Source organism: Pseudomonas frederiksbergensis, from assembly GCF_000802155.2.
In the GTDB taxonomy this organism is placed as follows: domain Bacteria; phylum Pseudomonadota; class Gammaproteobacteria; order Pseudomonadales; family Pseudomonadaceae; genus Aquipseudomonas; species Aquipseudomonas frederiksbergensis_A.
Genome location: NZ_JQGJ02000011.1, coordinates 53,147 through 76,183, shown reverse-complemented (window position 1 = coordinate 76,183; position 23,037 = coordinate 53,147). Strand labels below are relative to the sequence as shown.

At 60.3% G+C, this 23,037-nt stretch carries 21 protein-coding genes; 11 read left to right on the top strand and 10 right to left on the bottom strand.

The annotated features are described in order from the left end of the window. Window positions 1–147 precede the first annotated feature (147 nt). Together JZ00_RS19785 and JZ00_RS19780 are read right to left on the bottom strand one after the other, a co-directional pair. Complete coding sequence (locus JZ00_RS19785; RefSeq protein WP_039592647.1) at window positions 148–402, bottom strand: colicin E3-like toxin immunity protein; 255 nt, start codon at window positions 400–402, stop codon at window positions 148–150. Window positions 403–409: 7 nt separating this feature from the next. Next, window positions 410–1,642, bottom strand: a complete 1,233-nt coding sequence (locus tag JZ00_RS19780) for a colicin E3/pyocin S6 family cytotoxin (RefSeq protein WP_039592646.1) — start codon at window positions 1,640–1,642, stop codon at window positions 410–412. A 190-nt stretch (window positions 1,643–1,832) separates the two neighbouring features. Between JZ00_RS19780 and JZ00_RS19775 the strand changes: the two genes are divergently transcribed. Continuing rightward, window positions 1,833–2,186 carry a DUF1493 family protein gene (locus JZ00_RS19775; protein ID WP_039592645.1) on the top strand — a complete coding sequence of 118 codons (354 nt, stop codon included), beginning with the start codon at window positions 1,833–1,835 and terminating at the stop codon, window positions 2,184–2,186. Between the two features lie 54 nt (window positions 2,187–2,240). Here JZ00_RS19775 and JZ00_RS19770 read toward each other — a convergent pair whose 3' ends face one another. The 3 genes from JZ00_RS19770 to JZ00_RS19760 all read right to left on the bottom strand — a co-directional run bounded on the left by JZ00_RS19770 (window position 2,241) and on the right by JZ00_RS19760 (window position 5,346). After that, the gene (locus JZ00_RS19770) at window positions 2,241–3,785 is read right to left on the bottom strand and encodes a phosphoenolpyruvate carboxykinase (protein ID WP_039592644.1); all 1,545 of its coding nucleotides are present in this window, start codon (window positions 3,783–3,785) and stop codon (window positions 2,241–2,243) included. A gap of 178 nt (window positions 3,786–3,963) precedes the next feature. After that, window positions 3,964–4,866 (bottom strand): Hsp33 family molecular chaperone HslO, encoded by a 903-nt coding sequence (hslO, locus tag JZ00_RS19765; protein ID WP_039592643.1) that lies wholly within the window; start codon window positions 4,864–4,866, stop codon window positions 3,964–3,966. Between the two features lie 75 nt (window positions 4,867–4,941). Beyond that, the gene (locus JZ00_RS19760) at window positions 4,942–5,346 is read right to left on the bottom strand and encodes an RNA-binding S4 domain-containing protein (protein WP_039592642.1); all 405 of its coding nucleotides are present in this window, start codon (window positions 5,344–5,346) and stop codon (window positions 4,942–4,944) included. A gap of 235 nt (window positions 5,347–5,581) precedes the next feature. On the opposite strand from JZ00_RS19760, the gene rimB reads away from it, so the two are divergent. Next, window positions 5,582–6,064 carry a retropepsin-like aspartic endopeptidase RimB gene (gene rimB, locus JZ00_RS19755; RefSeq protein WP_039592641.1) on the top strand — a complete coding sequence of 161 codons (483 nt, stop codon included), beginning with the start codon at window positions 5,582–5,584 and terminating at the stop codon, window positions 6,062–6,064. Then, complete coding sequence (gene rimK / locus JZ00_RS19750; protein WP_030141550.1) at window positions 6,061–6,966, top strand: 30S ribosomal protein S6--L-glutamate ligase; 906 nt, start codon at window positions 6,061–6,063, stop codon at window positions 6,964–6,966. The genes rimB and rimK overlap by 4 nt, the downstream gene beginning before the upstream one ends. Before the next feature lie 64 nt (window positions 6,967–7,030). On the opposite strand, the gene JZ00_RS19745 is transcribed toward rimK, so the two are convergent. Both JZ00_RS19745 and ompR read right to left on the bottom strand, forming a co-directional pair. After that, entirely contained in the window at window positions 7,031–8,344 is a 1,314-nt protein-coding gene (locus JZ00_RS19745) for an ATP-binding protein (RefSeq protein WP_039592640.1), read from the bottom strand. A 111-nt stretch (window positions 8,345–8,455) separates the two neighbouring features. Beyond that, window positions 8,456–9,196: an osmolarity response regulator transcription factor OmpR gene (gene ompR / locus JZ00_RS19740; RefSeq protein WP_039592639.1), complete on the bottom strand. Its 741-nt coding sequence runs from the start codon at window positions 9,194–9,196 to the stop codon at window positions 8,456–8,458. Between the two features lie 355 nt (window positions 9,197–9,551). On the opposite strand from ompR, the gene JZ00_RS19735 reads away from it, so the two are divergent. The 3 genes from JZ00_RS19735 to gshA all read left to right on the top strand — a co-directional run bounded on the left by JZ00_RS19735 (window position 9,552) and on the right by gshA (window position 14,005). Beyond that, entirely contained in the window at window positions 9,552–11,876 is a 2,325-nt protein-coding gene (locus JZ00_RS19735; protein ID WP_039592638.1) for a Tex family protein, read from the top strand. Further along, window positions 11,876–12,259 carry a PaaI family thioesterase gene (locus JZ00_RS19730; protein WP_045154803.1) on the top strand — a complete coding sequence of 128 codons (384 nt, stop codon included), beginning with the start codon at window positions 11,876–11,878 and terminating at the stop codon, window positions 12,257–12,259. Before JZ00_RS19735 ends, JZ00_RS19730 begins: the two co-directional genes overlap by 1 nt. Window positions 12,260–12,421: 162 nt before the next feature. Continuing rightward, the gene (gshA, locus tag JZ00_RS19725; RefSeq protein WP_039592636.1) at window positions 12,422–14,005 is read left to right on the top strand and encodes a glutamate--cysteine ligase; all 1,584 of its coding nucleotides are present in this window, start codon (window positions 12,422–12,424) and stop codon (window positions 14,003–14,005) included. Window positions 14,006–14,106: 101 nt separating this feature from the next. On the opposite strand, the gene mgrA is transcribed toward gshA, so the two are convergent. Continuing rightward, window positions 14,107–15,144: an L-glyceraldehyde 3-phosphate reductase gene (mgrA, locus tag JZ00_RS19720; RefSeq protein WP_039592635.1), complete on the bottom strand. Its 1,038-nt coding sequence runs from the start codon at window positions 15,142–15,144 to the stop codon at window positions 14,107–14,109. Window positions 15,145–15,256: 112 nt separating this feature from the next. After that, on the bottom strand, window positions 15,257–16,147 hold the full coding sequence (locus JZ00_RS19715) for a LysR family transcriptional regulator (RefSeq protein WP_039592634.1): 891 nt from the start codon (window positions 16,145–16,147) through the stop codon (window positions 15,257–15,259). Between the two features lie 127 nt (window positions 16,148–16,274). On the opposite strand from JZ00_RS19715, the gene JZ00_RS19710 reads away from it, so the two are divergent. After that, complete coding sequence (locus tag JZ00_RS19710) at window positions 16,275–17,015, top strand: SDR family oxidoreductase (RefSeq protein ID WP_039592633.1); 741 nt, start codon at window positions 16,275–16,277, stop codon at window positions 17,013–17,015. A 12-nt stretch (window positions 17,016–17,027) separates the two neighbouring features. Here JZ00_RS19710 and betT read toward each other — a convergent pair whose 3' ends face one another. Continuing rightward, the gene (betT, locus tag JZ00_RS19705) at window positions 17,028–18,989 is read right to left on the bottom strand and encodes a choline transporter BetT (RefSeq protein ID WP_162488972.1); all 1,962 of its coding nucleotides are present in this window, start codon (window positions 18,987–18,989) and stop codon (window positions 17,028–17,030) included. A 347-nt stretch (window positions 18,990–19,336) separates the two neighbouring features. On the opposite strand from betT, the gene JZ00_RS19700 reads away from it, so the two are divergent. The 4 genes from JZ00_RS19700 to tcyN all read left to right on the top strand — a co-directional run bounded on the left by JZ00_RS19700 (window position 19,337) and on the right by tcyN (window position 22,711). After that, on the top strand, window positions 19,337–20,335 hold the full coding sequence (locus JZ00_RS19700) for a D-cysteine desulfhydrase (RefSeq protein ID WP_039592631.1): 999 nt from the start codon (window positions 19,337–19,339) through the stop codon (window positions 20,333–20,335). Between the two features lie 145 nt (window positions 20,336–20,480). Continuing rightward, entirely contained in the window at window positions 20,481–21,281 is an 801-nt protein-coding gene (gene tcyJ / locus JZ00_RS19695) for a cystine ABC transporter substrate-binding protein (RefSeq protein WP_039592630.1), read from the top strand. Continuing rightward, window positions 21,281–21,946 carry a cystine ABC transporter permease gene (tcyL, locus tag JZ00_RS19690; RefSeq protein ID WP_039592629.1) on the top strand — a complete coding sequence of 222 codons (666 nt, stop codon included), beginning with the start codon at window positions 21,281–21,283 and terminating at the stop codon, window positions 21,944–21,946. The genes tcyJ and tcyL overlap by 1 nt, the downstream gene beginning before the upstream one ends. Before the next feature lie 3 nt (window positions 21,947–21,949). Then, the gene (gene tcyN, locus JZ00_RS19685; protein WP_039592628.1) at window positions 21,950–22,711 is read left to right on the top strand and encodes an L-cystine ABC transporter ATP-binding protein TcyN; all 762 of its coding nucleotides are present in this window, start codon (window positions 21,950–21,952) and stop codon (window positions 22,709–22,711) included. Window positions 22,712–23,037: the final 326 nt, after the last annotated feature.

Sequence of the window (23,037 nt, the reverse complement as noted above, 5' to 3'; positions counted from 1 at the left end):
CTTTGACTGCTGTGAAGCCCAAAGCCTAGTCGGGCAACGCAGCGAGTCGAGAAAAGGTCCGGGGAAAAACGATACTGGATGATACGGCGTATGCGTCTGGGACCCTGTTCAGTTAACAAGCCCAGCCTACCGTCTGCCCCTACGCATTTACCAAATATCCCGATAATCAAAAGATATTTGATAGTCGTACTTCGACAAATCAAGAGGATGCGTGAAATGTGGCTGAAGGATTTCAACCCATTCGGCATCGACATCAAAGTTTCCATTATTAATATTGTTTTCCAAAGGAATATTGAGTTCATCCAGAATCTTGGAGTCGTTTCCGAAATCCTGTGAATACTCCTTCTCGACCAACAGCTCGGATACCTTGTCAAACCACCTCAGCCTGATTTTTAAACCCATGGCGCCCTCAGAGATATTTCTTAATGTTACGTTTCGGAATTCGTTCTTTCTTTTGCTCACCTGTAAGGTAATCAAATGCACCGAGATGGCTCCCATCGCTTGAGCGATATACTTCTAACTCGCCGTGGCTAGAGTCCCACTCATAAATCCTCCTGCCCTTAGCATCAATCCAACGCTCCCGAAAACCGCCGCCACCTTGACGTGGAGTCTTTGCTTTAACTTCGGTCAGACCACCGAAACCCGTAATTTCGTTTGTCTGGGGTGCGTGATGATACCTATGTGCAGCCTCCGGCAGCCCTTTGCGACGAACATTCAAAACTACATATAACGGCGAAACCCCAGTCCCCACCGGAAACACAAGAATGAAATCCTTGTACTCCGGTGGATAGATCGGATTGACGATGATGCTGTCCGCCATGGGCGTCGGCGGGAAGATCCAGATGCGCGGCGCTTGTGGCGCAGCCTCCAGCGCAGGAATGCCCAACGTGGCGGAAGGGTCCACGGCCGGCGTCCAGATCAACTCGACCCCATCGTCGAAGTCTGCCACTTGCTGCTCGCCGCGGGTCTGGAACGTCACCACCGGGATCATTTCCCAGTCGCGTCTTGACTGGGTGTTGTAGCCATACCCTTTAAGCGTCCCGTCAGCCTGGGTTTCGACGTGTAGGCGAACCCGGCTGCGTGCTTTCTCAAGCGACCTCAATTGCTCTTCGGTGTACAGCGAGCCATCGCCCAGGTTCGAAGGCATCAGCAGCCCCACCAGCCCGACCAACACACCCGCCGCCACAGGCGACGTGACCGCGCCGGCGCCAAGGGAGGCCAACGCCGTTCCACCCAGTGCCAACGTGCCAACACTTGCCGGTAACGCTCCGCTGATGGTCTTCAGCGGTACGCAACCTGACGCGTCTACCTCCCGACCTCCCAACAAGGTGAACGCACCATAGGCGCTCAGCAATTCCGTCGGGATGTAGCCGGTTGGATAGTGATAGTCGATGATCGCATCGGGCAATTCGCAGGACTTGGCGAACACGCAGCCTTTGATGCTCGGCGCTTCTCTTTGGCGTATCTGGCGCAGGCGCTGGCTCATGTACGCCTCTTGCCGGGCAAGCATGTCCTCATAGGCCTTAAAATCGGCGTCTCTTTTTGCCAACTCGTCCGGAGTCATATCCCGCAGAACTCTGTGGCGCCAGTCACCACCTTGGTACTCCCAAACTTGGGGAGTATCGCTTTTTCCGCTTGCCATCCCTCGTCCTTGATCGGTCGTCGCCAACTCAATGCAAGCGGCGCGTCGAACCTTACCGAGCAAGCGGAAAAATGCTCACCAGACGGCTCCGAGTCTGGCGTAAGAACTTTCTTCTTTTTATTGAGAAACGATTTCGTCCTAAACTTTCCTACCGTACAGCCCTGCCATTCCTACCAGCCGGATCCCCAACATGCATTTCGCCCCAGACTTCCCCGACGACGCCGTCATGCGCCAACTCATGGAGTTGCTTCACGAAGAAATAGGCCTGCCGGAACGCAAGACCCTTCGCCTGGAGACCGCGATCAATCATGACCTGGGCTGCGACGGCGCGGATGCCCCGCACTTGATGGAGACATTGGAAGAGCGGTTCGCCATCGAGCTCGTCGACTATGACGCTTATCGCTATTTCCAGCCGGAAGGATTCGATGTATTCCAAAAGCGCAGGGCCAAGGGACGCGGAAACAAAATGCCGTTGACCATCGGCATGCTCTACAAGGCAATCAAGGCCCAGCGATGGGATACACAGGCGCTGGAAGCAAAATAGTCGCACACAAAAAAGCCGCCCTCGAAGGGCGGCTTTTCATTTACCAACCAAGCCTTACAGCTGCGGACCTGCCGCCTTGATCGCGTCGCTCACTTCGAACTTCTTGAAGTTCTCGATGAACAGACCGGCCAGTGCCTTGGCGGCTTCGTCGTAGGCAGCCTTGTCGGACCAGGTATTGCGCGGGTTCAACAGGCCAGTCTCGACGCCCGGAACAGCCAACGGCACGTCCAGGTTGATGATGTCCAGGTGTTCGGTTTCAGCACCAATCAGCGCGCCGCTCTGGATCGCCGCGATCACCGCACGGGTGGTCGGGATGTTGAAGCGCTTGCCGACGCCGTAGCCGCCGCCGGTCCAGCCGGTGTTGACCAGGTAGACCTTGGAGCCGAAACCACGGATGCGCTTGATCAGCAGCTCAGCGTATTCACCGGCTGGACGCGGGAAGAACGGCGCGCCGAAGCAGGTGGAGAAGGTCGACTTGATGCCGCTGCCCGAACCCATTTCGGTCGAGCCCACCAGTGCGGTGTAGCCGGACAGGAAGTGGTAGGCGGCTTGTTCTTCGCTGAGGATCGACACAGGCGGCAGTACGCCGGTCAGGTCGCAGGTCAGGAAGATCACGGCGTTTGGCTCGCCACCGAGGTTTTTCGGCGCGCGTTTTTCGATCAGCTCACGCGGGTAGGCCGCGCGGCTGTTCTGGGTCAGGCTGTCATCGGCGTAGTCGGCTTTCTTGGTGACCGGGTCCAGAACCACGTTCTCCAGTACGGCGCCGTGCTGGATGGCTTTCCAGATAACCGGCTCGTTCTTCTCGGACAGGTCGATGCACTTGGCGTAGCAACCGCCTTCGATGTTGAAGACCACGCCCACGCCCCAGCCGTGCTCGTCGTCACCGATCAGGTAACGGCTCTCGTCGGCGGACAGGGTGGTCTTGCCAGTGCCCGACAGGCCGAAGAACAAGGTCACGTCGCCCTCTTCGCCCATGTTCGCGGCGCAGTGCATCGGCAGCACGTCGGCAGCCGGCAGCAGGAAGTTCTGCACGGAGAACAGAGCTTTCTTCATCTCACCGGCGTAGCGCATGCCGGCGATCAATACTTTCTTGGCCGCGAAGTTGATGATCACGGTGCCGTCGGAGTTGGTGCCATCGCGCTCAGGCTCGCAGACGAAGTTCGGCGCGTTGAGGATCTGCCACTCGTCCTTGCCACCGGCGTTGTATTGCTCGGGGTTGATGAAAAGGCAGCGGCCGAACAGGTTGTGCCACGCGGTCTCGGTGGTCATCTTGACCGGCAGGTAGTGCGCAGGATCGGAGCCTACATGCACATGGGATACAAAACGCTCGCGCTCGCCCAGGTAGGCTTCAACGCGGTTCCACAGGGCATCGAACTTGTCGGCCGGGAACTTGCGGTTGATCGGGCCCCAGGCGATGGCGTCCTGGGTGGTCGGCTCTTCCACGATGAAACGGTCGACCGGCGAACGACCAGTACGATGACCGGTACGTACAACCAGCGCGCCAGTATCGGCAAGCTCGCCTTCACCGCGATTCAGGGCTTCTTTGACCAGATCATCGACACTCAGATCGGTGTACACGGCGTTATTGGCTTGCGTCATGAGATTCCCCGTCGGCCCGTGGCCGAGTGCTCCAAACGTTTTGTAGTAGGAAGTCGCGCACTACTACCCGAAAAAAGTGGGCCGGATTATGCCAGAAAACCCCAAAAAGAGTAGGGCCCTCCCGTCAGTACGGCGTAAATCCGGCGTTTGTCAGGAGATTTACCTGCGCTGAACCGTTTTAGTGACGAGTATCTGACGGTGTGTCGACACCCGCCCCGGCGAACAATTGCGCGATGTCCGCTGCGTCGAACAGGTAGCGCTCATTGCAGAACTGGCAATCGATCTCGATGGCGCCGCCATGCTCGATCACCAGTTGCTGCGCATCTTCCAGACCCAGACTGACCAGCGCATTGCCGGAACGTTCACGGGAGCAACTGCATTTGAAGCGCAACGGCTGACCGTCGAACAGGCGAACCTGCTCTTCGTGGTACAGGCGATGCAGGACGGTTTCGTTATCCAGCCCCAGCAACTCATCGGCGCTCAAGGTGCTTGCCAGAGCGGTGACGTGTTGCCAGCTGGCGTCGCGTTCTTCCGGGTCACGAATGCGGTCGGCGGGCAATTGCTGCAGCAGTAAGCCACGGGCGCGCCGCCCGTCGGCATAGAGCCAGAAACGGGTGTTGGTCTGCTGGGACATGACGAAGTAGTTGGTGAAGCATTCGGCCAGCGTCGCGCCGTCAAGATCGACGATGCCCTGGTAGCGCTTGCCATGACTCGGGTCGACCGTCAGGGCCAGCACGCCGTTGGGCATGAGGTCGGCAAGCGTCGCATCCGGGGCGATCTGCTCGGCGTGATAGCGGGCCAGGCCTCGGATCTCGCGCTCGCTGGAGCATTCGATCATCAGCAATGGCACCGGACCTTCGGAGCGGGCCTGGAGAATCAGCAAGCCATCGAATTTCAAAGTGCCGACCAGCAACGCCGCAGCCGCCATCAGCTCGCCGAGCAATTGCGCGACCGGTTCCGGATAGGGGTGCTTGGCGAGGACTTCGGCGTAGCTACGCTCCAACGCCACCAGCTCGCCACGGGCGTCGCTGTCATCGAAGATGAAACGTTGGGTGTAGTCGGTATCCGGCAAATCAGTCATAGGGTCTGGTATCTGAGGTGATGGCAATTAATGACGGGCATTTTATGGGCATTCAGGGTGGGTTCCAAGCAAGGCCTATTCGCTGTTGCTTCCATGGAACTTGAACAGGTCCCGCCGTTGCTTCTTGCTGGGCTTGCCATCGGTGCTCACGCCCAGGGCCCCGGCCTTGCGTTGCGCGGCCGCGGCTTCACGCTTGGCAATACTGGCCTCGGTTTCGCGATAGAGCGTCTGCGCTTCTGGCGCGCCGCGACGCACGATTGACAGGGCTTCGACGATGACGGTTTTTTCGTCGAAGCCCGTGCGGATGACGTATTCATCACCAACACGTGGCTCTTTGCCAGGCTTGCAACGCTCGCCCCGGTGATGGACCTTGCCGCTTTCAATGGCGGCCTTGGCCAAGGCTCGGGTCTTGTAGAATCGTGCCGCCCACAACCATTTATCGAGACGGACCTTGTCATCCTCTTCGCTTTTTTGTGCCACTGCGATTCCTCTTTCTAACCAATAGCTGGAACTGTACTACCGTTTTTGTCGGGCGCACGAATCCGTCCCGACGGATAGAATGCCCGCCGACCCCACCGTTCGCACGGCATGCGTCGGTAACGGTTACACCTGCAAACAAGTACGTAGATAACTGTCGCCATTTTGTGATTATTCTGCGTGAATACCGCGATTCGCGGAGTCCGCTATCCGATGTGCCAATTTCAGGTTGTTTTATTTGAAGACTTTTGACCATCTGACCGTCGTCGGTCTGCGCGAATGGGTGGCGCTCCCGGACCTGGGAGTCGCGGGGCTGCGGGCGAAAATCGACACTGGCGCCAGCACCTCCAGCCTGCATGCCACCGACATCGAACCGTTCGAGCGTGACGGCGAAAAATGGGTGCGCTTCACCGCACACCTTGGCACCGTCGTACAACTGCGTCATCGCCGTTGCGAAGCGCCGCTGGTGGCGCGCAAGACCATCAAGAGTTCCAACGGCCACGCCCAGGTCCGCTACGTGATCAGCACCACGTTGGCACTGGGCGATCGGTTCTGGCGGGTCGAATTCACCCTCGCCTGCCGCAAATCCATGCGCTATCGCCTGTTGCTGGGTTCCAAAGCCTTGATTGACGGCCAATTGGTGGTCAATCCAGGCATCAAATACGTTCAAGACAAGCCGGCATTCCCGGTGTCCACTACCTCTGCCACAGGTGTTGCATGAAGATCGCTGTGCTGTCGCGAAATCCGCGTCTGTATTCCACTCGTCGTCTCGTTGAAGCCGGGACCGAACGTGGCCATGAAATGGTGGTGATCGATACCCTGCGCGCCTACATGAACATCGCCAGCCACAAGCCGCAGATCCATTACCGCGGCAAACCCCTGGAAGGCTTCGATGCGGTGATTCCGCGCATCGGCGCATCGGTGACCTTCTACGGTTGTGCGGTGCTGCGCCAGTTCGAAATGATGGGTGTGTATCCCCTCAATGAATCCGTCGCGATTGCCCGCTCGCGAGACAAGCTGCGCTCGCTGCAATTGCTGTCTCGGCGCGGTATCGGCTTGCCCGTGACCGGCTTCGCCCACTCCCCGGATGACATTCCCGACCTCATCGCCATGGTCAATGGCGCGCCTCTGGTGATCAAGGTGCTGGAGGGCACCCAAGGCATTGGCGTGGTGCTGTGTGAAACCGCGACGGCGGCGGAGTCGGTGATCGAAGCGTTCATGGGCCTGAAGCAGAACATCATGGTCCAGGAGTACATCAAGGAAGCCGGCGGCGCCGACATTCGTTGCTTCGTGGTCGGCGACAAGGTGATCGCCTCGATGAAGCGCCAGGCCAGGCCAGGGGAATTTCGCTCCAACCTGCATCGCGGCGGTAGCGCCAGTTTGATCAAGATCACCCCGGAAGAACGCATGACCGCCCTGCGTGCGGCCAAGGTCATGGGGCTGGCGGTAGCTGGCGTGGACATCCTGCGATCCAATCACGGACCGCTGGTGATGGAGGTCAACTCTTCGCCAGGCCTGGAAGGCATCGAGACCACCACCAGCAAAAACGTGGCGGGGATCATCATCGAGCACCTGGAAAAGAATGGTGGGCCGAACATGACCCGGACCAAGGGCAAGGGTTGATCCATTTAATTACTGCGGGAGCAAGCTTGCTTCCACAGGTTTGCTGCCTGACTTGAGAGAGTCGCTACACCGCATCCCGAGGCAGCATCAAGCCCAACGGCAGCCGCACCCTCGCTTCCAGCCCGCCACCGACTCGGTTGCGCAGCTCGACGTTGCCGCCGTGCATCGAGGCGATACGCTTGACGATCGCCAGGCCCAGCCCAGTGCCCTTACCGCCTCGGGCACGATCACCCCGGGTGAATGGATTGAAGATCGCCTCCAACTCCGACGGATCGATGCCGGCGCCTCGGTCCATGACGCTCAGCACGACGTAGGGCGCGCTGGTATCGCCGGATACGTAGGCAGCAACCTCCACACCGGTGCCGGCATGGTTCAGGGCGTTGCCAATCAGGTTGTTCAGCAAGCGCTTCATCGATACGCGACGTAACGGAAATGGCTGGATCGGTTCCAGGCGCAGGTGGACCTTCTCTTCGTTCTGGTTATAGGGCGCAGCCACCTCCCGGACAAGGTCGCTGAGGTCGACTTCTTCCACCGACTCATCACGACCGTCTCGAATGAACGCCAGGAACTGGTCGAGAATCGCGTCCATGTCTTCAATGTCACGGACCATTTCGTCGGTCAGGTCGGTGTGCTCGCCCATCAATTCCAAAGAAAGCCGCAATCGGGTCAGGGGCGTGCGCAAGTCATGGGAGACACCCGCAAGCATCAGCTCACGCTCGCGTCCGGCCTGCTCGACATCCTCGGCCATCTGGTTGAAGGCGCGGTACACCTCCGTCATCTCACTGGGCGTGTCGCTGATCGGCAACCGTACGCTACGCCCCTGCCCCAGCTGCCGGGCGGCGTAGACCAGGCGCTTGAGCGGTTGGTTGAGCTGGCTGACGAAGATCCATGCCGAAGCTGTCGATAACAGACCGATCGCCAGGAACCAGCCCAGCACGTTCCAGATTTTCTGGCCACGCAACGGATGAGGGTACAGCGGAACCTTCAGCCAACCATCCCCCAGGCTTGGAGCGCGGACCCACAAGGCCGGCGGCGAATGCATGCGCAATCGTACCTCGGTGTCGGCACCCAGCTCGGCCTGCATCTGCCGCTGATAGATCTCGCTGTACGGCCAGTGCTGCTCGCCTTCCGGTACACCGGCACCGACCACCCGGATCAATGTGGCCGCCTCGGCGATCTTCGCCCGATTGGTTTCGTCTGCCGCCCAGTAGGCTCGCAAGGTCAAGGCAACGCCGTGACTGTATTGACGGTCCACCAGCACATCTTCGTTCATCAGCAGGTAGACCAGCGTCAGCGCCTTGGAAAAAAGCACGACAATGAGCACCAGCCAGAGGGTGCGGGAGAAAAAACTCTGGGGGAACCAAACGGGGGTTTTCATGAATAGCCGCTACACACTTGCAGGAGCGAGCGATGCTCGCACAATGACGGACCGCGAGTCGCCTGGAAAAGACTTCAACCAGCCAGGCTACCCGCTCCTACAAATCGCCGATCACTTTCCGGCGGCGCCATCCGGCACGAATACGTAACCTACGCCCCAGACGGTCTGGATATAACGCGGCTTGGATGGATCGGGCTCGATCATCCGGCGCAGACGGGAAATCTGCACGTCGATGGAGCGCTCCAGCGCATCCCACTCGCGGCCACGGGCCAGGTTCATCAGCTTGTCCCGCGTGAGCGGCTGGCGAGCGTTCATCACCAAGGCCTTGAGCACGGCGAATTCACCGGTGGTAAGCATGTGGATCTCGTCGCCACGCTTCAGCTCGCGAGTGGCCAACGACAGTTCATAGTCGCCGAAGGTCACGCTCTCGTCTTCGCTGCCCGGCGCGCCTGGCACCGGCGCCGACTGGCGACGCAAGACCGCCTTGACCCGCGCCATCAGCTCGTCCGGGTTGAACGGCTTGGCCAGGTAATCGTCGGCGCCCAGCTCCAGGCCCTTGATACGGCTCAGCTCGTCGCCCTTGGCGGTCAGCATGATGATCGGGATCTGGTTGTTCGCGCCACGCAGGCGACGACAGGCGGTAAGGCCGTCTTCACCAGGCAGCATCAGGTCGAGGACCACCAGGTTGAAAACCTCCCGGGCCAGCAGACGGTCCATCTGCTCGGTGTTCGGTACGGTGCGGGCTCGGTAGCCCTTGCTGACAAAAAAGCGCTCCAGCAGGCTGCTCAGCCCAGGATCGTCGTCAACAATCAGAATTTTTTCGCCTTCAGCAGTTTGTGCGGTGCTGCTCATAGGAAGCTCCTTTGATCTCGGCGCGCATTATGGCCTAGCTGCCGCTGTGCGTACCGTGTGCATTGTTAGCAGATTTTTCGCCTATCTCCAGCATTCCACTGATCCAGCCTGCGGGCACGACGCACCCTAACGGCGGAACGCTGGTTATAATGCGCGGCCTTTGTGCCAGGACCGGGCCGGATCGCTGAACCGGCGCAACACTTTTACCCCTGGCCAGGCAGCACTTTTTGAATTTCGCGGGTCAACAGGCAGCCTTTTGACCCAGGCAGCGGCGCATGCCAGGCCGCTCAACCAGTCTTGCCGAGCCCGATTTGCGCGGCGGCGAGCCTGATTTCACAATTTGTCAGGTGGTTTTATGGACAGCATCAACAGCCGCATCGCCGAGGAACTCGGCGTCCGCCCACAACAGGTCGAAGCGGCCGTCGCGCTACTCGATGAAGGCTCCACGGTCCCTTTCATCGCCCGTTACCGGAAAGAAGTGACAGGCAGCCTCGATGACACCCAGTTGCGTCATCTGGAAGAGCGCCTGCGCTACCTGCGCGAACTCGACGAACGGCGCATCAGCATCCTCGCGAGTATCCAGGAGCAGGGCAAGCTGACCCCGCAACTCGAGCGCGACATCAAGCTGGCCGACACCAAGACCCGCCTCGAAGACTTGTACCTGCCCTACAAGCAAAAGCGCCGCACGAAGGGCCAGATTGCCCTGGAAGCAGGCCTCGGCGAGCTGGCCGACGGCCTGTTCAACGACCCGAGCCTGGCACCGGAAACCGAAGCCGCGCGCTTCGTCGATGCCGAAAAAGGCGTGGCGGACGTGAAGGCCGCGCTGGAAGGCGCCAAGTACATCCTCATGGAGCGTTTCGCCGAAGACGCCAATCTGTTGGAGAAGCTGCGCAACTTCCTTAAACAGGAAGCCATCCTCAGCGCCCGCGTCATCGCCGGCAAGGAAGAGGAAGGCGCCAAGTTCCGCGACTACTTCGAGCACGACGAACCACTCAAGAGCATGCCGTCCCACCGTGCCCTGGCGATTTTCCGGGGTCGCAACGAAGGCATCCTCAGCACCGCGTTGAAAGTCGGCGAGGAATTGCCGGGGACCATGCACCCGTGCGAAGGCATGATCGGCCAGCAGTTCGGCATCCAGAACCAGAACCGCGCCGCCGACAAATGGCTGGCCGAGGTGGTGCGCTGGACCTGGAAGGTCAAGCTCTACACCCACCTGGAAACCGACTTGCTCGGTGAGCTGCGCGATAACGCCGAGACCGAGGCGATCAACGTGTTCGCCCACAACCTGCACGACTTGCTGCTGGCAGCGCCGGCCGGCCCGCGCGCCACCCTGGGCCTGGACCCGGGCCTGCGCACCGGTTGCAAGGTGGCGGTGGTGGATTCCACCGGCAAGCTGCTCGACCACGCCACGGTCTACCCGCACGTGCCGCACAATAAATGGGACCAGACCCTCGCCGTGCTCGCCGCCCTGTGCGCCAAGCACTCGGTGGACCTGATCGCCATCGGCAACGGCACCGCCAGCCGCGAGACTGACAAGTTGGCCGCCGAACTGATCAAGAAGTACCCAGCCATGAAAATGACCAAGGTCATGGTCTCCGAGGCCGGCGCGTCGGTTTACTCCGCGTCGGAACTGGCCTCTAAGGAATTCCCGGACCTGGACGTGTCGATCCGTGGCGCGGTGTCGATTGCCCGTCGCCTGCAGGATCCATTGGCGGAACTGGTGAAGATCGATCCGAAATCCATCGGTGTCGGCCAGTATCAGCATGACGTGTCCCAACTGAAATTGGCGCGCGGCCTCGACGCCGTTGTGGAGGATTGCGTGAACGCCGTGGGCGTGGACGTGAACACCGCTTCGGTGGCGCTGCTGGCACGTATCTCCGGCCTGAACGCCACGCTGGCACAGAACATCGTCACCCACCGTGACGAACACGGCGCATTCAAGACCCGCGCCGCGTTGAAGAAAGTCCCGCGCCTGGGTGAAAAAACCTTCGAGCAGGCCGCCGGCTTCCTGCGCGTCATGAACGGCGACAACCCGCTCGATTCCTCGGCCGTCCACCCTGAAGCCTACCCGCTGGTGCAACGCATCGCCGCCCAGACCGACCGCGACATCCGCTCGTTGATCGGTGACGCCGCGTTCCTCAAGCGCCTGGATCCGAAGAAATTCACCGACGAAACCTTCGGCCTGCCCACCGTCACCGACATCCTGCAAGAGCTGGAGAAGCCGGGCCGCGACCCACGTCCGGAATTCAAGACCGCCGAATTCCAGGAAGGCGTCGAGGACCTCAAGGACCTGCAACCGGGCATGATCCTCGAAGGCGTAGTGACCAACGTGACCAACTTCGGCGCGTTCGTCGACATCGGCGTGCACCAGGACGGCCTCGTCCACATCTCCGCACTGTCGGAAAAATTCATCAAGGATCCGCGCGAAGCCGTGAAGGCCGGCGACGTGGTGAAAGTAAAAGTCATGGAAGTCGATATCCCGCGCAAACGCGTTGGCTTGTCGATGCGCATGAGCGACACGCCAGGCGAGAAAGTCGACGGTGCCCGCGGTGCTCGCCCAGGCGCCGCGCCGCGCCAGTCGCAGAACACCGCGCCACGCAAGGAAACCGCCACCGCGGCCCCGGCCAACAACGCCATGGCCTCGTTGTTCGCCAACGCCAAGCAATTGAAGAAGCGCTGATGGACGCGCCGGCCGGGTTGGTGGAGAGCGCGTTCTTCAAGCTGCTCGGCTGCCGTCTGCACAGCCTTGGGGATGGGGTGGCGCAAGTCGCCCTGGGCCTCGAACCCGAGTTGCGCAATCGTGGCGGCAAGCTCCACGGCGGCGCACTGTTCAGCCTGGTGGACATCGCCATGGGACTGGCCTGCTCCAGTGTCCATGGCTTTGACCAGCAGAGCGCGACCATCGAGTGCAAGATCAACTACATTCGCGCTGTGTCCGACGGCGACGTGTTGTGCACCGCCCGGGTCATCCACCCGGGCCGGCGCACGCTGGTGGTCGAGGCCGAAGTGATGCAAGGCGACAAGCTGGTCGCAAAAGCGCAAGGCACGTTCGCAGTCCTATAGCTCCCTGTCATCGATTTGAGTTAATTTCGATGTCATGTGGGACTGCGGCGATTAGCCTTGGGCCGCACAGAAACCAGGCGAACACGCCAGTTTTAACTTCACCCTTGTAGACCGTCTTGCCCACCCCCATATTGGGGCGACTGACGCGTGAAGGAATTCAACTTGAGCGACCTTTTAAACCGCCGCCTGGCCCTGCTCGGCGAGCGCGCCAACCTCTCCCTGCTCGAGCAGTGCCTGCACGGTATCGAGCGTGAATGCCTGCGCGTCACGGGCGATGGACGCCTGGCGCAGACCCCGCATCCCGAGGCCCTGGGCTCGGCGCTGACCAACGAACAGATCACCACCGACTATTCCGAGTCGCTGCTGGAGTTCATCACCCCGGCCCTGGCCAACCCGGCCGACACCCTGCGCAGCCTCGACAGAATCCACCGGTTCGTCTACAGCAAGCTCGGCGACGAATACCTGTGGAGCCCTTCGATGCCGTGCCCGCTGCCGGCTGAAGAAGAAATTCCGATCGCCTACTACGGCACCTCGAATATCGGGCGACTCAAGTACGTTTACCGCAAGGGCCTGGCGCTGCGTTATGGCAAGACCATGCAGTGCATCGCCGGGATCCACTACAACTTTTCCCTGCCGGAAAAGCTCTGGCCCTTGCTCCGGCAGGACGAAGCCAGCGATCTGAGCGACCGGGATTTCCAGTCGTCGGCCTACATCGCGCTGATCCGTAATTTCCGCCGCTACAGCTGGCTGCTGATGTACCTGTTCGGCGCCTCGCCGGCTCTGGACGCGGGTTTCCTGCGTGGCCGGCCGCATCAATTGGAACAATTGGACCCGGACACGTTGTACTTGCCCTACGCCACCAGCCTGCGCATGAGCGACCTGGGTTACCAGAGCAACGCCCAGGCCGGATTGACGCCTTGCTACAACGACCTGGCGAGCTACACCGACAGCCTGCGCAAAGCGGTGGCGACGCCCTACGCGCCGTATGTCGAGATCGGCACGCACCAGAACGGCGAATGGGTGCAGCTCAACACCAACATCCTGCAGATCGAAAACGAGTACTACTCCAACATCCGTCCCAAGCGCGTGACCTACACCGGCGAGCGGCCGATCCAGGCGCTGATGGCCCGGGGCATCCAGTACGTCGAAGTGCGTTGCCTGGACATCAACCCGTTCCTGCCGATGGGCATCGACCTCACCGAATCGCGATTCCTCGATGCGTTCCTCTTGTATTGTGGCCTCAATGACAGCCCGCAACTGGAAAACAACGAGTGCAGCAACGCCACCAGCAACTTCCTGAGCGTGGTCAAGGAAGGCCGCAAGCCTGGCCTGCAACTGCAGCGCCAGGGCCAGTCGGTAGACATGCAAGCCTGGGCGCTGGAACTGCTGGAAAAAATCGCTCCGCTGGCGGCGCTGCTGGACCAGAACCAAGGGAGCGATCACCATCGCCAGGCGCTGGACGCCCAACTGGCAAAAGTCCGCGACCCATCCCTGACGCCATCCGCCCGGGTACTGGCCGCCATGGCCGAGCACCAGGAAAGCTTCGCCCAATTCTCCCTGCGCCAGAGCAAGGCCCACGCCGAGTTTTTCCGCGCCGAGCCCTTGTCGGCCGACGAACACGTTGCGTTCGAGGAAAACGCTCGGAAATCGCTGGTCCAGCAAACCGAACTGGAGCAGAACGAGGTGGGGGATTTCGACGTGTTCGTGGGTTCGTACCAGGCGAGCATCCTGGCGATCAGTAACTGACCAAAGCATTCCCACTGACCCGCGCGGGAATGCAGATTTGTGGCCAGGGGATTTATTTCCTCGCCACAGGGTTATGTACTGCCACTAAGGTTGGATTAAACCTATTGCGCCGTCGAAGGCTTTTCCCACAGGTTGATCCCGCCCTCCTGGGCAAACCGATCGATCTCGGCCAGTTCTTCGGCGCTGAAGTCGAGGTTGCGCAGCGCCCCGACGTTTTCGACGATCTGCTCCGGCCGGCTGGCGCCGATCAGGGCGGAGGTGACCCGTGGATCACGCAGCGTCCAGGCCAGGGCCATCTGGGCCAGGCTTTGGCCGCGACGCTGGGCGATTTCGTTGAGCGCGCGCACGTGGGCGATGTTTTCCTCGGATAAATGCGAAGCTTGCAACGAGCCACCGCCCGGGCGGTTGACCCGCGCATCGGCCGGAATGCCCTTGAGGTATTTGTCAGTCAACAGGCCCTGGGCCAGCGGAGTGAAAGCGATCACCCCAGTGCCCAGTTCCTCGGTGGCGTCCAGCAAGTCTTTCTCCACCCAGCGATTGAGCAGGTTATAGGCCGGTTGGTGGATCAACAGCGGGATTTTCCATTCCTTTAGCAGCGCAGCCATTTCCCGGGTTTTCACACCCGAATACGAAGAAATGCCGATATACAGAGCCTTGCCCTGCTGCACGGCTGTCGCCAGTGCGCTGGCCGTTTCCTCCAGCGGCGTATCGGAATCGAAGCGGTGGGAATAGAAAATGTCCACGTAATCCAGCCCCAAGCGCTGCAGGCTCTGGTCGAGGCTGGCGAGCACGTACTTGCGCGAGCCGCCACCCTGGCCATAGGGGCCGGGCCACATGTCCCAGCCGGCCTTGCTGGAAATGATCAGCTCATCGCGGTACTGCTTGAAATCTTCACGCAACAGCCGGCCGAAATTGATTTCGGCGCTGCCATAGGGCGGGCCGTAGTTGTTGGCGAGGTCGAAGTGGTTGATGCCTAGGTCGAACGCTGTACGCAGCAAGGCTCGCTGGGTATCGATCGGCGTGCTGTCGCCGAAGTTGTGCCACAAGCCGAGTGACAAGGCCGGAAGCACCAATCCGCTGCGCCCGACGCGGCGATAGGGAATGGACTCGTAGCGGTTTTGCGCAGCGGTGTAGGTCATCGAAAGGCTCTCTGTTCGGACAACGGGTGGCAGAAGCTAACATTTCACAGACGCATCGGTCAGGCCGAAAGTTCGCATGGCAACGTGCAGCATCAGGGAATCGAAAATCACATTAACGCGCCTGCGCAAACACCTCAGCCACCCAATCCACGAACACCCGTACCCGTGGCGACATGTGCCGGTTATGGGGATAGACGACCGACACCGGCATCGGCGGTGGCGGCATGGACACCAGAACCTCCTGGATCAGGCCCTGCCGGATCGGCTCCTCCATCCGGTAATGCGGGCATTGGATCAGGCCCATGCCGGCAATCGCCGAAGCGGCGTAGATCTCCGCGCCGGACACTGACAACGTGCCCCCGATCGACACTTCCTTGAGTTCGCCGTCGACCATGAACTCGAACGGATACAGCTTGGCGGTGGTGCGCGAGACGTAATTCACTGCCTTGTGGTGTTTCAAATCATCGAGGCTTTTGGGTTCGCCGTACTGGCGCAAATAAGCGGGGCTGGCGCAGGTGATCTGCCGAAGATTGGCGACGCGCCGGCCGATCAGTGACGAATCTGCCAACGTGCCGGAGCGCACGACGCAGTCGACGCCCTCGGCAATCAGGTCGACAAACCGATCCGCCTCGCTGATGAACAGTTCTATTTCTGGATAGCGGGCCATGAATTGCGGCAACGCCGGGATGACGAAATATCGCGCCTGCGTTCCGTGCAGGTCCACCCTGAGCTTGCCTTTGGGCGCCACGCTGCGGAACGCCAGTTCGGCTTCTTCCAGCTCGGCCAGCAATTGCACGCAGCGCGGGTAATAGGCTTCGCCATCAAGGGTGGGGCGTACCTTGCGGGTGCTGCGCTCCAGCAGGCGCACCCCTAGCCAGGCTTCGAACTGATTGAGCGTGTGGGTCAGCGTCGCCCGGGGCATGTTCAGGTCTTCGGCGGCCAGGGTGAAGCTGCTGCGCTCGTAGATGCGGACAAATACCCTCATCGCCTTGACTTGGTCCATCTGAATTCCACGCCCCAATTGTTGATGAATATTGAACAGTCAAGGCAACTCTCGTGCATTTATCGCCACGAGTAAACATGTGAATCTGCCTTCAACCCAATCACCACACCTCAAGGGATTTCTCGCCATGACTGTCCAAGACTCCAAAGTTGCCATCGTGACCGGCGCCTCCCGTGGCATCGGCGCGCAACTGGCCAAGCAATTGGCCAGCGACGGTTTCGCCGTCGCCATCAACTTCGCCAGCAGTGCCACCGAAGCCTCCAGGCTGGTCGTGCAATTACGCCAGGCCGGACACCAGGCCATAGCGGTAAAGGCCGATGTGTCGGTTGCCGCCGATGTCAGCCGGATGTTTGATGAGGTCGAAGCGCAACTGGGCAAGGTCGATGTATTGATCAACAACGCCGGCATCCTCCAGGTCATGCCCTTGGCGCAGCACAGCGATGAATTGTTCGACCGCACGTTTGCCATCAATACGCGCGGCACCTTCAACACCTTGCGCGAAGCCGCGACCCGGCTGAACGACGGCGGCCGCATCATCAATTTCTCCAGCAGCACCGTGGGCCTGAACCTGCCTGGCTATTCGGTGTATATCGCCAGCAAGGCCGCGGTGGAATCCCTGACCCAGGTGTTTGCCAAGGAACTGCGCGGGCGCCAGATCACGGTCAATGCCGTGGCCCCGGGGCCGGTCGCCACCGAGTTGTTCATGCACGGCAAAAGCGAAGAGCAGGTGCAGCACTACGCGAAGATGCCGCCCTTGGAGCGCCTCGGCCAGCCGGAAGACATTGCCAGCATCGTCTCCTTCCTGGTCAGCCCGGCCGCCGGCTGGGTGAACGGCCAGGTCCTGCGAGCCAACGGCGGGCTGGTCTGAGGCACCACTCGATCAGCGCACCAGATGCAGGAACTGCATGTGCCGCTCGTACTGGTCGAGAATGTCGTTGATGACCTGTTCCCTGGAATAGCCCACCAGGTCGTAATCCTGGCTGCCTTCGCTCAGGTGCACCTCGGCACGGTAATAGCGTCGATTGTTGATTTGCTTGGAGCCCATGCCACCCCGGGCGAAGGACGGCGTGAAGTAGCCGCGCATCTGCACTTGGTAGATGAACGGATGCTGCTCGCCGTGGCCGATTTCCAGACTGACGCTGTCGTTGGCCGGGTCTGGCTGGGTCATCACCGCCAGGCCTTTTTCAGCGAATACCGTTTTAACCTCTTCGATGGCCGGACGCACCGTGGTGTCCAGGAAACGATACACCTCGTCGCGAGAGGGGAAATGCACAGCCTGGCTCAGGCGCTGGCGCCAGCCACCCGTGCCCCGGCGAGAAGCCGCCACCGGCGCGAGGGAATGCAGTTGCGCAATCTGCTTCTGGGATTCGAGATAGAACGCCTTGTGCAGCCCCCACATCATCAGCAACAGGATCATCGAGAACGGCAACGACGTCAGCACCACCGCCGACTTGAGCGCGTCAATGCTGCCGGAAAACAGCAAGGCACTGGTCACCAGGGCCGTCATCGCCCCCCAGAACACCCGCAGCCATTTCGGCCCATCTTCATCGGGGCTGCCACCCTTGGCCGACAACGTCGAAAGCACCACGGTGCCGGAGTCGGCGGACGTGACAAAAAACACGAAGCTGATAAACACCGTGACCGCAATCACCGTCTTGCTCCACGGATAGGTTTCCAGCAGCAGATACAGACTCATCGACGGGTTTTCCAGGGCGGACATGCCCAGGGCGCTCATGCCGTGGTTCAGCACCTGATCGAGGGCGCTGTTGCCGAAAATCGACATCCACGCCAGGGTGAAGCCCAGGGGAATCAACAACACGCCAAACACGAATTCGCGGATCGTACGGCCACGGGAAATCCGTGCGATAAACAGCCCCACGAAGGGTGACCAGGCGATCCACCAGGCCCAATAGAAAACGGTCCAGCCACCCAGCCAGTCACTGGGCTTGTTGTAGGCATACAGGTCGAAACTCTTCATCGGCAGCGCGCCGAGGTAATCGCCCAGGTTCTGCATCAGGGTGTTGAGCAAATGCTGCGTCGGCCCGGCAAACAGCACGAACAGCAACAGCGCGCAGGCCAGCAGCATGTTGATATCGGACATGACCCGCACGCCCTTGTCGACCCCCGCCACCGCGACGATGATCGCCGCGCCCATCATCAGAACGATCAGCCCAACCTGGATCCACTGGGTGTGAGCGATGCCGAACAGGTAGTCCAACCCGGAATTGAGGTGCAAGACGCCGAAGCCCATGTCCGCGCCCAGGCCGAACACGGTCGCGATGATGCCGAAGCCGTCCACCGCGTAACCGATCGGACCGTTGATGCGCTTGCCGATCAGCGGGTACAACGCGGACCGCAAGGCCAGCGGCAAATTGTGCCGGTAGGCGAAGTACGCCAGGGCCATGCCCACGAACGCAAAGACGCCCCAGCCGTGCAAGCCCCAGTGCAGGAACAGGATCTGCATGGCCTGGCGCGCCGCATCAGCCGTACCGGCCTCGCCTTGGGGCGGCTGGGCCAGATGAGTCAGCGGCTCGGAAACGCAAAAGAAGAACAACGTGATGCTGATTCCGGCGGCGAACAACATGCCGGCCCAAGACAGATAACTGAATTCGGGTTCGTCGTGATCGGCACCAAGCTTGATCTTGCCGTAGCCGGACAACGCGGTGACCACGACGAAAATCAAATACAGGGTCATCGCCAGCAAGTAGTACCAACCGACCGTGTTGGCCGCCCAGTTCTGGGCTGCCAACAGCCATGCGCCGGCCTGCTGGGGCATGGCGATGACAACCAGGCCGAACAGCAGGATAAAGGCCGCCGAGAAGTAGAACACCGGCGGATTCATGCGGACCGCGCCGCTGGATGGGAGGGGCGAAGTGCTCATCGAACAAGCACCTCGCGAAGAGAAGCAGTGACGTGGGTAAACGGACTCGGCAAAGGCAAGCCTCCTGTTGTGAGCGGGCAGCAAACCAATGGTTTAACTTGGATGAACGTTCAAGTTAAACATGAATAGCTAGCTAAGGACTAATCGCAGAGCCCAACGGTACGTTTCCTACGCTAGCCCATGGCAGGGTATGACGTTGTCTGGCGCGCATTCGTTCAGTGTCGACACGAACCCTGCGATCCAATCCCGGTTGCCCCTGAATATCCGCATGCCTATAGTCAGACATCGCCTACAACCAGTACGGACCCATGATCAAAGAACGGCTGTCTCGCTTTCATCGTCTCGACCTGCTCGGCCAACCGACACCGTTGGAAAAACTTGAACGCCTCTCCCAGTGGCTCGGCCGCGAGATCTACGTCAAGCGCGACGACCTGACGCCCATGGCGCTGGGCGGCAACAAGCTGCGCAAACTTGAGTACCTGGGTGCCGACGCGCTGGCCCAGGGTGCTGACACGCTCATCACCGCCGGAGCGATCCAGTCCAACCATGTCCGCCAGACGGCCGCCCTGGCCGCGAAGTTAGGCCTGGGTTGCGTGGCGCTGCTGGAAAACCCCATCGGCACCGAGGACAGTAATTACCTGGGTAACGGCAACCGCCTCCTGCTTGAGTTGTTCGATGCGAAAGTCGAGTTGGTGGATAACCTGGATAACGCCGACGAACAATTACAGGCCCTCGCCGGTCGCCTGCGCAGCAACGGAAAAAAGCCTTACCTGGTGCCGATTGGTGGTTCGAACGCCTTGGGCGCACTGGGCTACGTACGTGCGGGCCTGGAACTGGCCGAACAGATCAAGGACACCGGCATCGACTTTGCCGCCGTCGTGCTGGCCTCGGGCAGCGCCGGAACCCACAGCGGCCTGGCGCTGGCCCTGAGCGAAAGCCTGCCGGCGCTTGCGGTCATCGGCGTGACGGTTTCACGCAGCGAGGAAGACCAGTTTCCGAAGGTCCAGGGTTTGGCCGAGCGCACGGCGCAATTGCTCGACGTCGCCTTGCCCGAGGCATTCAAGGTGATCCTGTGGGACGAATATTTTGCCCCCCGCTATGGCGAGCCGAATGCCGGGACCTTGGCGGCGGTCAAGCTGTTGGCGAGCCAGGAAGGCCTGTTGCTCGATCCGGTGTACACCGGCAAGGCGATGGCAGGCTTGCTCGACGGCATCGGCCGCGGCCGCTTTGACGAGGGCCCGATCACTTTCCTGCACACCGGCGGTGCGCCAGCATTGTTTGCCTATGGCGCAGCGTTCCAGAGCTAGTCAGAACACCGGTGGAAGCGAGCAAGCGTATTTGCCGCGAGACGTCCAGGCCGCTTTAAGGCAGGATGTGGCAATCTTTTCGAAGCGCGGCTGCGCCTTATCTCAGCCAAAATAACCTCTTCATAAGAAAACACAGGGGCTTGTCATGAATTTTTCCGCATTACGTCGCAACCTGTTGGTGGGTTCGCTGGGCCTGGCATTGAGCGCCGGCCTGTTGGGGCAGGCGGTTGCCGGTGAGCAACTGCAGAAAATCAAGGATGCCGGTGAAATCAAGATCGGCCTGGAAGGCACTTACCCGCCGTTCAGTTTCGTGGATGAGCAAGGAAAGCTGACCGGTTTCGAAGTGGAGTTTTCCGAAGCTCTCGCCAAGGAACTGGGTGTGAAGGTCAAGCTGCAGACCACCCCATGGGCGGGCATTCTCGCGGCGTTGGAATCCAAGCGGCTGGACGCTGTGGTCAACCAGGTGACCATCTCCGAGGAACGTAAGAAAAAATACGATTTCTCCGAGCCGTACACCGTTTCCGGGATTCAAGCGCTGGTCCTGACCAAGAAAGCAGCCGGTCTGAAAATCAAATCGGCTGCTGACCTAGGCGGTAGAAAAGTCGGCGTTGGCTTGGGCACCAATTATGAACAGTGGGTCAAAGCCAACGTACCCACCGCCGATGTGCGCACCTACGAAGATGACCCGACCAAATTCCAGGATCTGCGCGTAGGCCGCATTGACGCCATCCTGATCGATCGCCTGGCCGCGCTGGAATACGCCAAGAAAGCCAAGGACACGACGGCCGCTGGCGAAGCCTTCTCTCGCCAGGAATCCGGTATTGCCCTGCGCAAAGGCGAGCCTGAGTTGCTGGCCGCCGTGAACAAAGCCATCGAAAAACTTCGCGCCGACGGTACGCTGAAAAAACTCTCGGAAAAATATTTCGACGCTGACGTCACTCAATAATGGAAGCAGCACTTCAACTCGCACTGGACTCCGCGCCCTTCTTGCTCAAGGGCGCGTACTACACGGTCATCCTCAGCCTCGGCGGCATGTTCTTCGGCTTGCTGCTGGGGTTCGGCCTGGCGCTGATGCGCCTGTCGCGTCTCAAGGTGATCAACTGGATCGCCCGCATGTACGTGTCGTTCTTTCGCGGCACGCCATTGCTCGTGCAGTTATTCCTGATCTACTACGGATTGCCGCAGCTGGGCCTCGAACTTGATCCACTGCCGGCGGCGCTTATCGGGTTCTCGCTGAACATGGGGGCCTATGCGTGTGAAATCCTGCGGGCCGCCATCAGTTCCATCGAGCGCGGCCAGTGGGAAGCGGCGGCGAGTATCGGCATGACCCGCGCCCAGACCCTGCGCCGGGCCATCCTGCCGCAAGCCGCACGCACGGCCCTGCCACCGCTGGGCAACAGCTTCATTTCCCTGGTCAAGGACACCGCGCTGGCGGCGACCATCCAGGTACCGGAGCTGTTCCGCCAGGCGCAGTTGATCACCGCCCGCACCTTCGAAATCTTCACCATGTATCTTGCCGCCGCGCTGATCTACTGGGTTCTTGCCACCGTGCTTTCGCACCTGCAGAACGTATTGGAAGCCCGGGTCAATCGGCACGACCAGGAGTCCTGACCCATGATTGTCGTGGAAAAGCTGACAAAGCAGTTCAAGGGTCAGGTGGTGCTCAATGGCATCGACTTGAAGATCGAAGAAGGCGAGGTGGTTGCGATCATCGGCCCCAGTGGTTCGGGCAAGACGACGTTCCTGCGCTGCCTGAATTTCCTTGAAGAGCCAACCAGCGGCCGGATCAAGGTCGGCGACATCGAGATCGATGGCAGTCGCCCACTGAGCCAGCAGCAGGGCCTGGTGCGTCGTTTGCGTCAACAGGTGGGCTTCGTGTTCCAGAACTTCAACCTGTTCCCCCACCGCACTGCCCTGGAGAACGTCACCGAAGGCCCGATCGTGGTGAAAAAAACGCCGCGTGCCGATGCCGAGACCCTGGGTCGCAAGCTACTGGCAAAGGTCGGGTTGGCCGGCAAGGAAAACGCTTATCCGAGGCGCCTGTCCGGTGGCCAGCAACAGCGCGTGGCGATTGCCCGGGCGTTGGCGATGGAACCTGCGGTGATTCTCTTCGACGAACCAACCTCCGCGCTCGACCCGGAACTGGTGGGTGAAGTACTGGCAACCATTCGCGGCTTGGCCGAAGAAAAGCGCACCATGATCATCGTGACGCACGAGATGGGTTTCGCCCGGGACGTGGCAAACCGCGTGGTGTTCTTCGATAAAGGCGTGATCGTCGAACAAGGCGAAGCCAAGGCATTGTTCGAAGCACCAAAAGAAGAGCGTACTCGACAGTTTCTCAGCAAGTTCCTCTCAGCCGGTCACGGCGCACAGTAAGTTAGCCACACCGCCATTACTTCCATGGACGGAAGTAAGGCCATCTGCAAGCCATCGAAATATTCCTGGCCATACTTCAACCCCCGCCTCTCTCAACTTAACTTATCAAGTGAACATCTTGCGCCAATACTGGCCAGCTCCGCTTCCAACCTATCGAAGCCCCAACTCCGGCGCCCCGAGGAAAAGTACGCCGAGCAACACGTATTCGTAACAGCAGCGCGTAGGACATTTCTGAAGCCGGACATAATCAACTTTTGCGCAAGCGCCTCTATTGACACTGAAACTCTCTAACCTATATCTAGATGCAAACAGGCGGAGCACATTAT

Coding starts and splice junctions, on each gene's coding strand:
- JZ00_RS19785 (WP_039592647.1), bottom strand. CDS start 402: ATGGGTTTAAAAATCAGGCTGAGGTGGTTTGACAAGGTATCCGAGCTG.
- JZ00_RS19780 (WP_039592646.1), bottom strand. CDS start 1,642: ATGGCAAGCGGAAAAAGCGATACTCCCCAAGTTTGGGAGTACCAAGGT.
- JZ00_RS19775 (WP_039592645.1), top strand. CDS start 1,833: ATGCATTTCGCCCCAGACTTCCCCGACGACGCCGTCATGCGCCAACTC.
- JZ00_RS19770 (WP_039592644.1), bottom strand. CDS start 3,785: ATGACGCAAGCCAATAACGCCGTGTACACCGATCTGAGTGTCGATGAT.
- hslO (WP_039592643.1), bottom strand. CDS start 4,866: ATGACTGATTTGCCGGATACCGACTACACCCAACGTTTCATCTTCGAT.
- rimK (WP_030141550.1), top strand. CDS start 6,061: ATGAAGATCGCTGTGCTGTCGCGAAATCCGCGTCTGTATTCCACTCGT.
- JZ00_RS19745 (WP_039592640.1), bottom strand. CDS start 8,344: ATGAAAACCCCCGTTTGGTTCCCCCAGAGTTTTTTCTCCCGCACCCTC.
- ompR (WP_039592639.1), bottom strand. CDS start 9,196: ATGAGCAGCACCGCACAAACTGCTGAAGGCGAAAAAATTCTGATTGTT.
- JZ00_RS19735 (WP_039592638.1), top strand. CDS start 9,552: ATGGACAGCATCAACAGCCGCATCGCCGAGGAACTCGGCGTCCGCCCA.
- JZ00_RS19730 (WP_045154803.1), top strand. CDS start 11,876: ATGGACGCGCCGGCCGGGTTGGTGGAGAGCGCGTTCTTCAAGCTGCTC.
- mgrA (WP_039592635.1), bottom strand. CDS start 15,144: ATGACCTACACCGCTGCGCAAAACCGCTACGAGTCCATTCCCTATCGC.
- JZ00_RS19715 (WP_039592634.1), bottom strand. CDS start 16,147: ATGGACCAAGTCAAGGCGATGAGGGTATTTGTCCGCATCTACGAGCGC.
- JZ00_RS19710 (WP_039592633.1), top strand. CDS start 16,275: ATGACTGTCCAAGACTCCAAAGTTGCCATCGTGACCGGCGCCTCCCGT.
- betT (WP_162488972.1), bottom strand. CDS start 18,989: ATGAATCCGCCGGTGTTCTACTTCTCGGCGGCCTTTATCCTGCTGTTC.
- JZ00_RS19700 (WP_039592631.1), top strand. CDS start 19,337: ATGATCAAAGAACGGCTGTCTCGCTTTCATCGTCTCGACCTGCTCGGC.
- tcyJ (WP_039592630.1), top strand. CDS start 20,481: ATGAATTTTTCCGCATTACGTCGCAACCTGTTGGTGGGTTCGCTGGGC.
- tcyL (WP_039592629.1), top strand. CDS start 21,281: ATGGAAGCAGCACTTCAACTCGCACTGGACTCCGCGCCCTTCTTGCTC.
- tcyN (WP_039592628.1), top strand. CDS start 21,950: ATGATTGTCGTGGAAAAGCTGACAAAGCAGTTCAAGGGTCAGGTGGTG.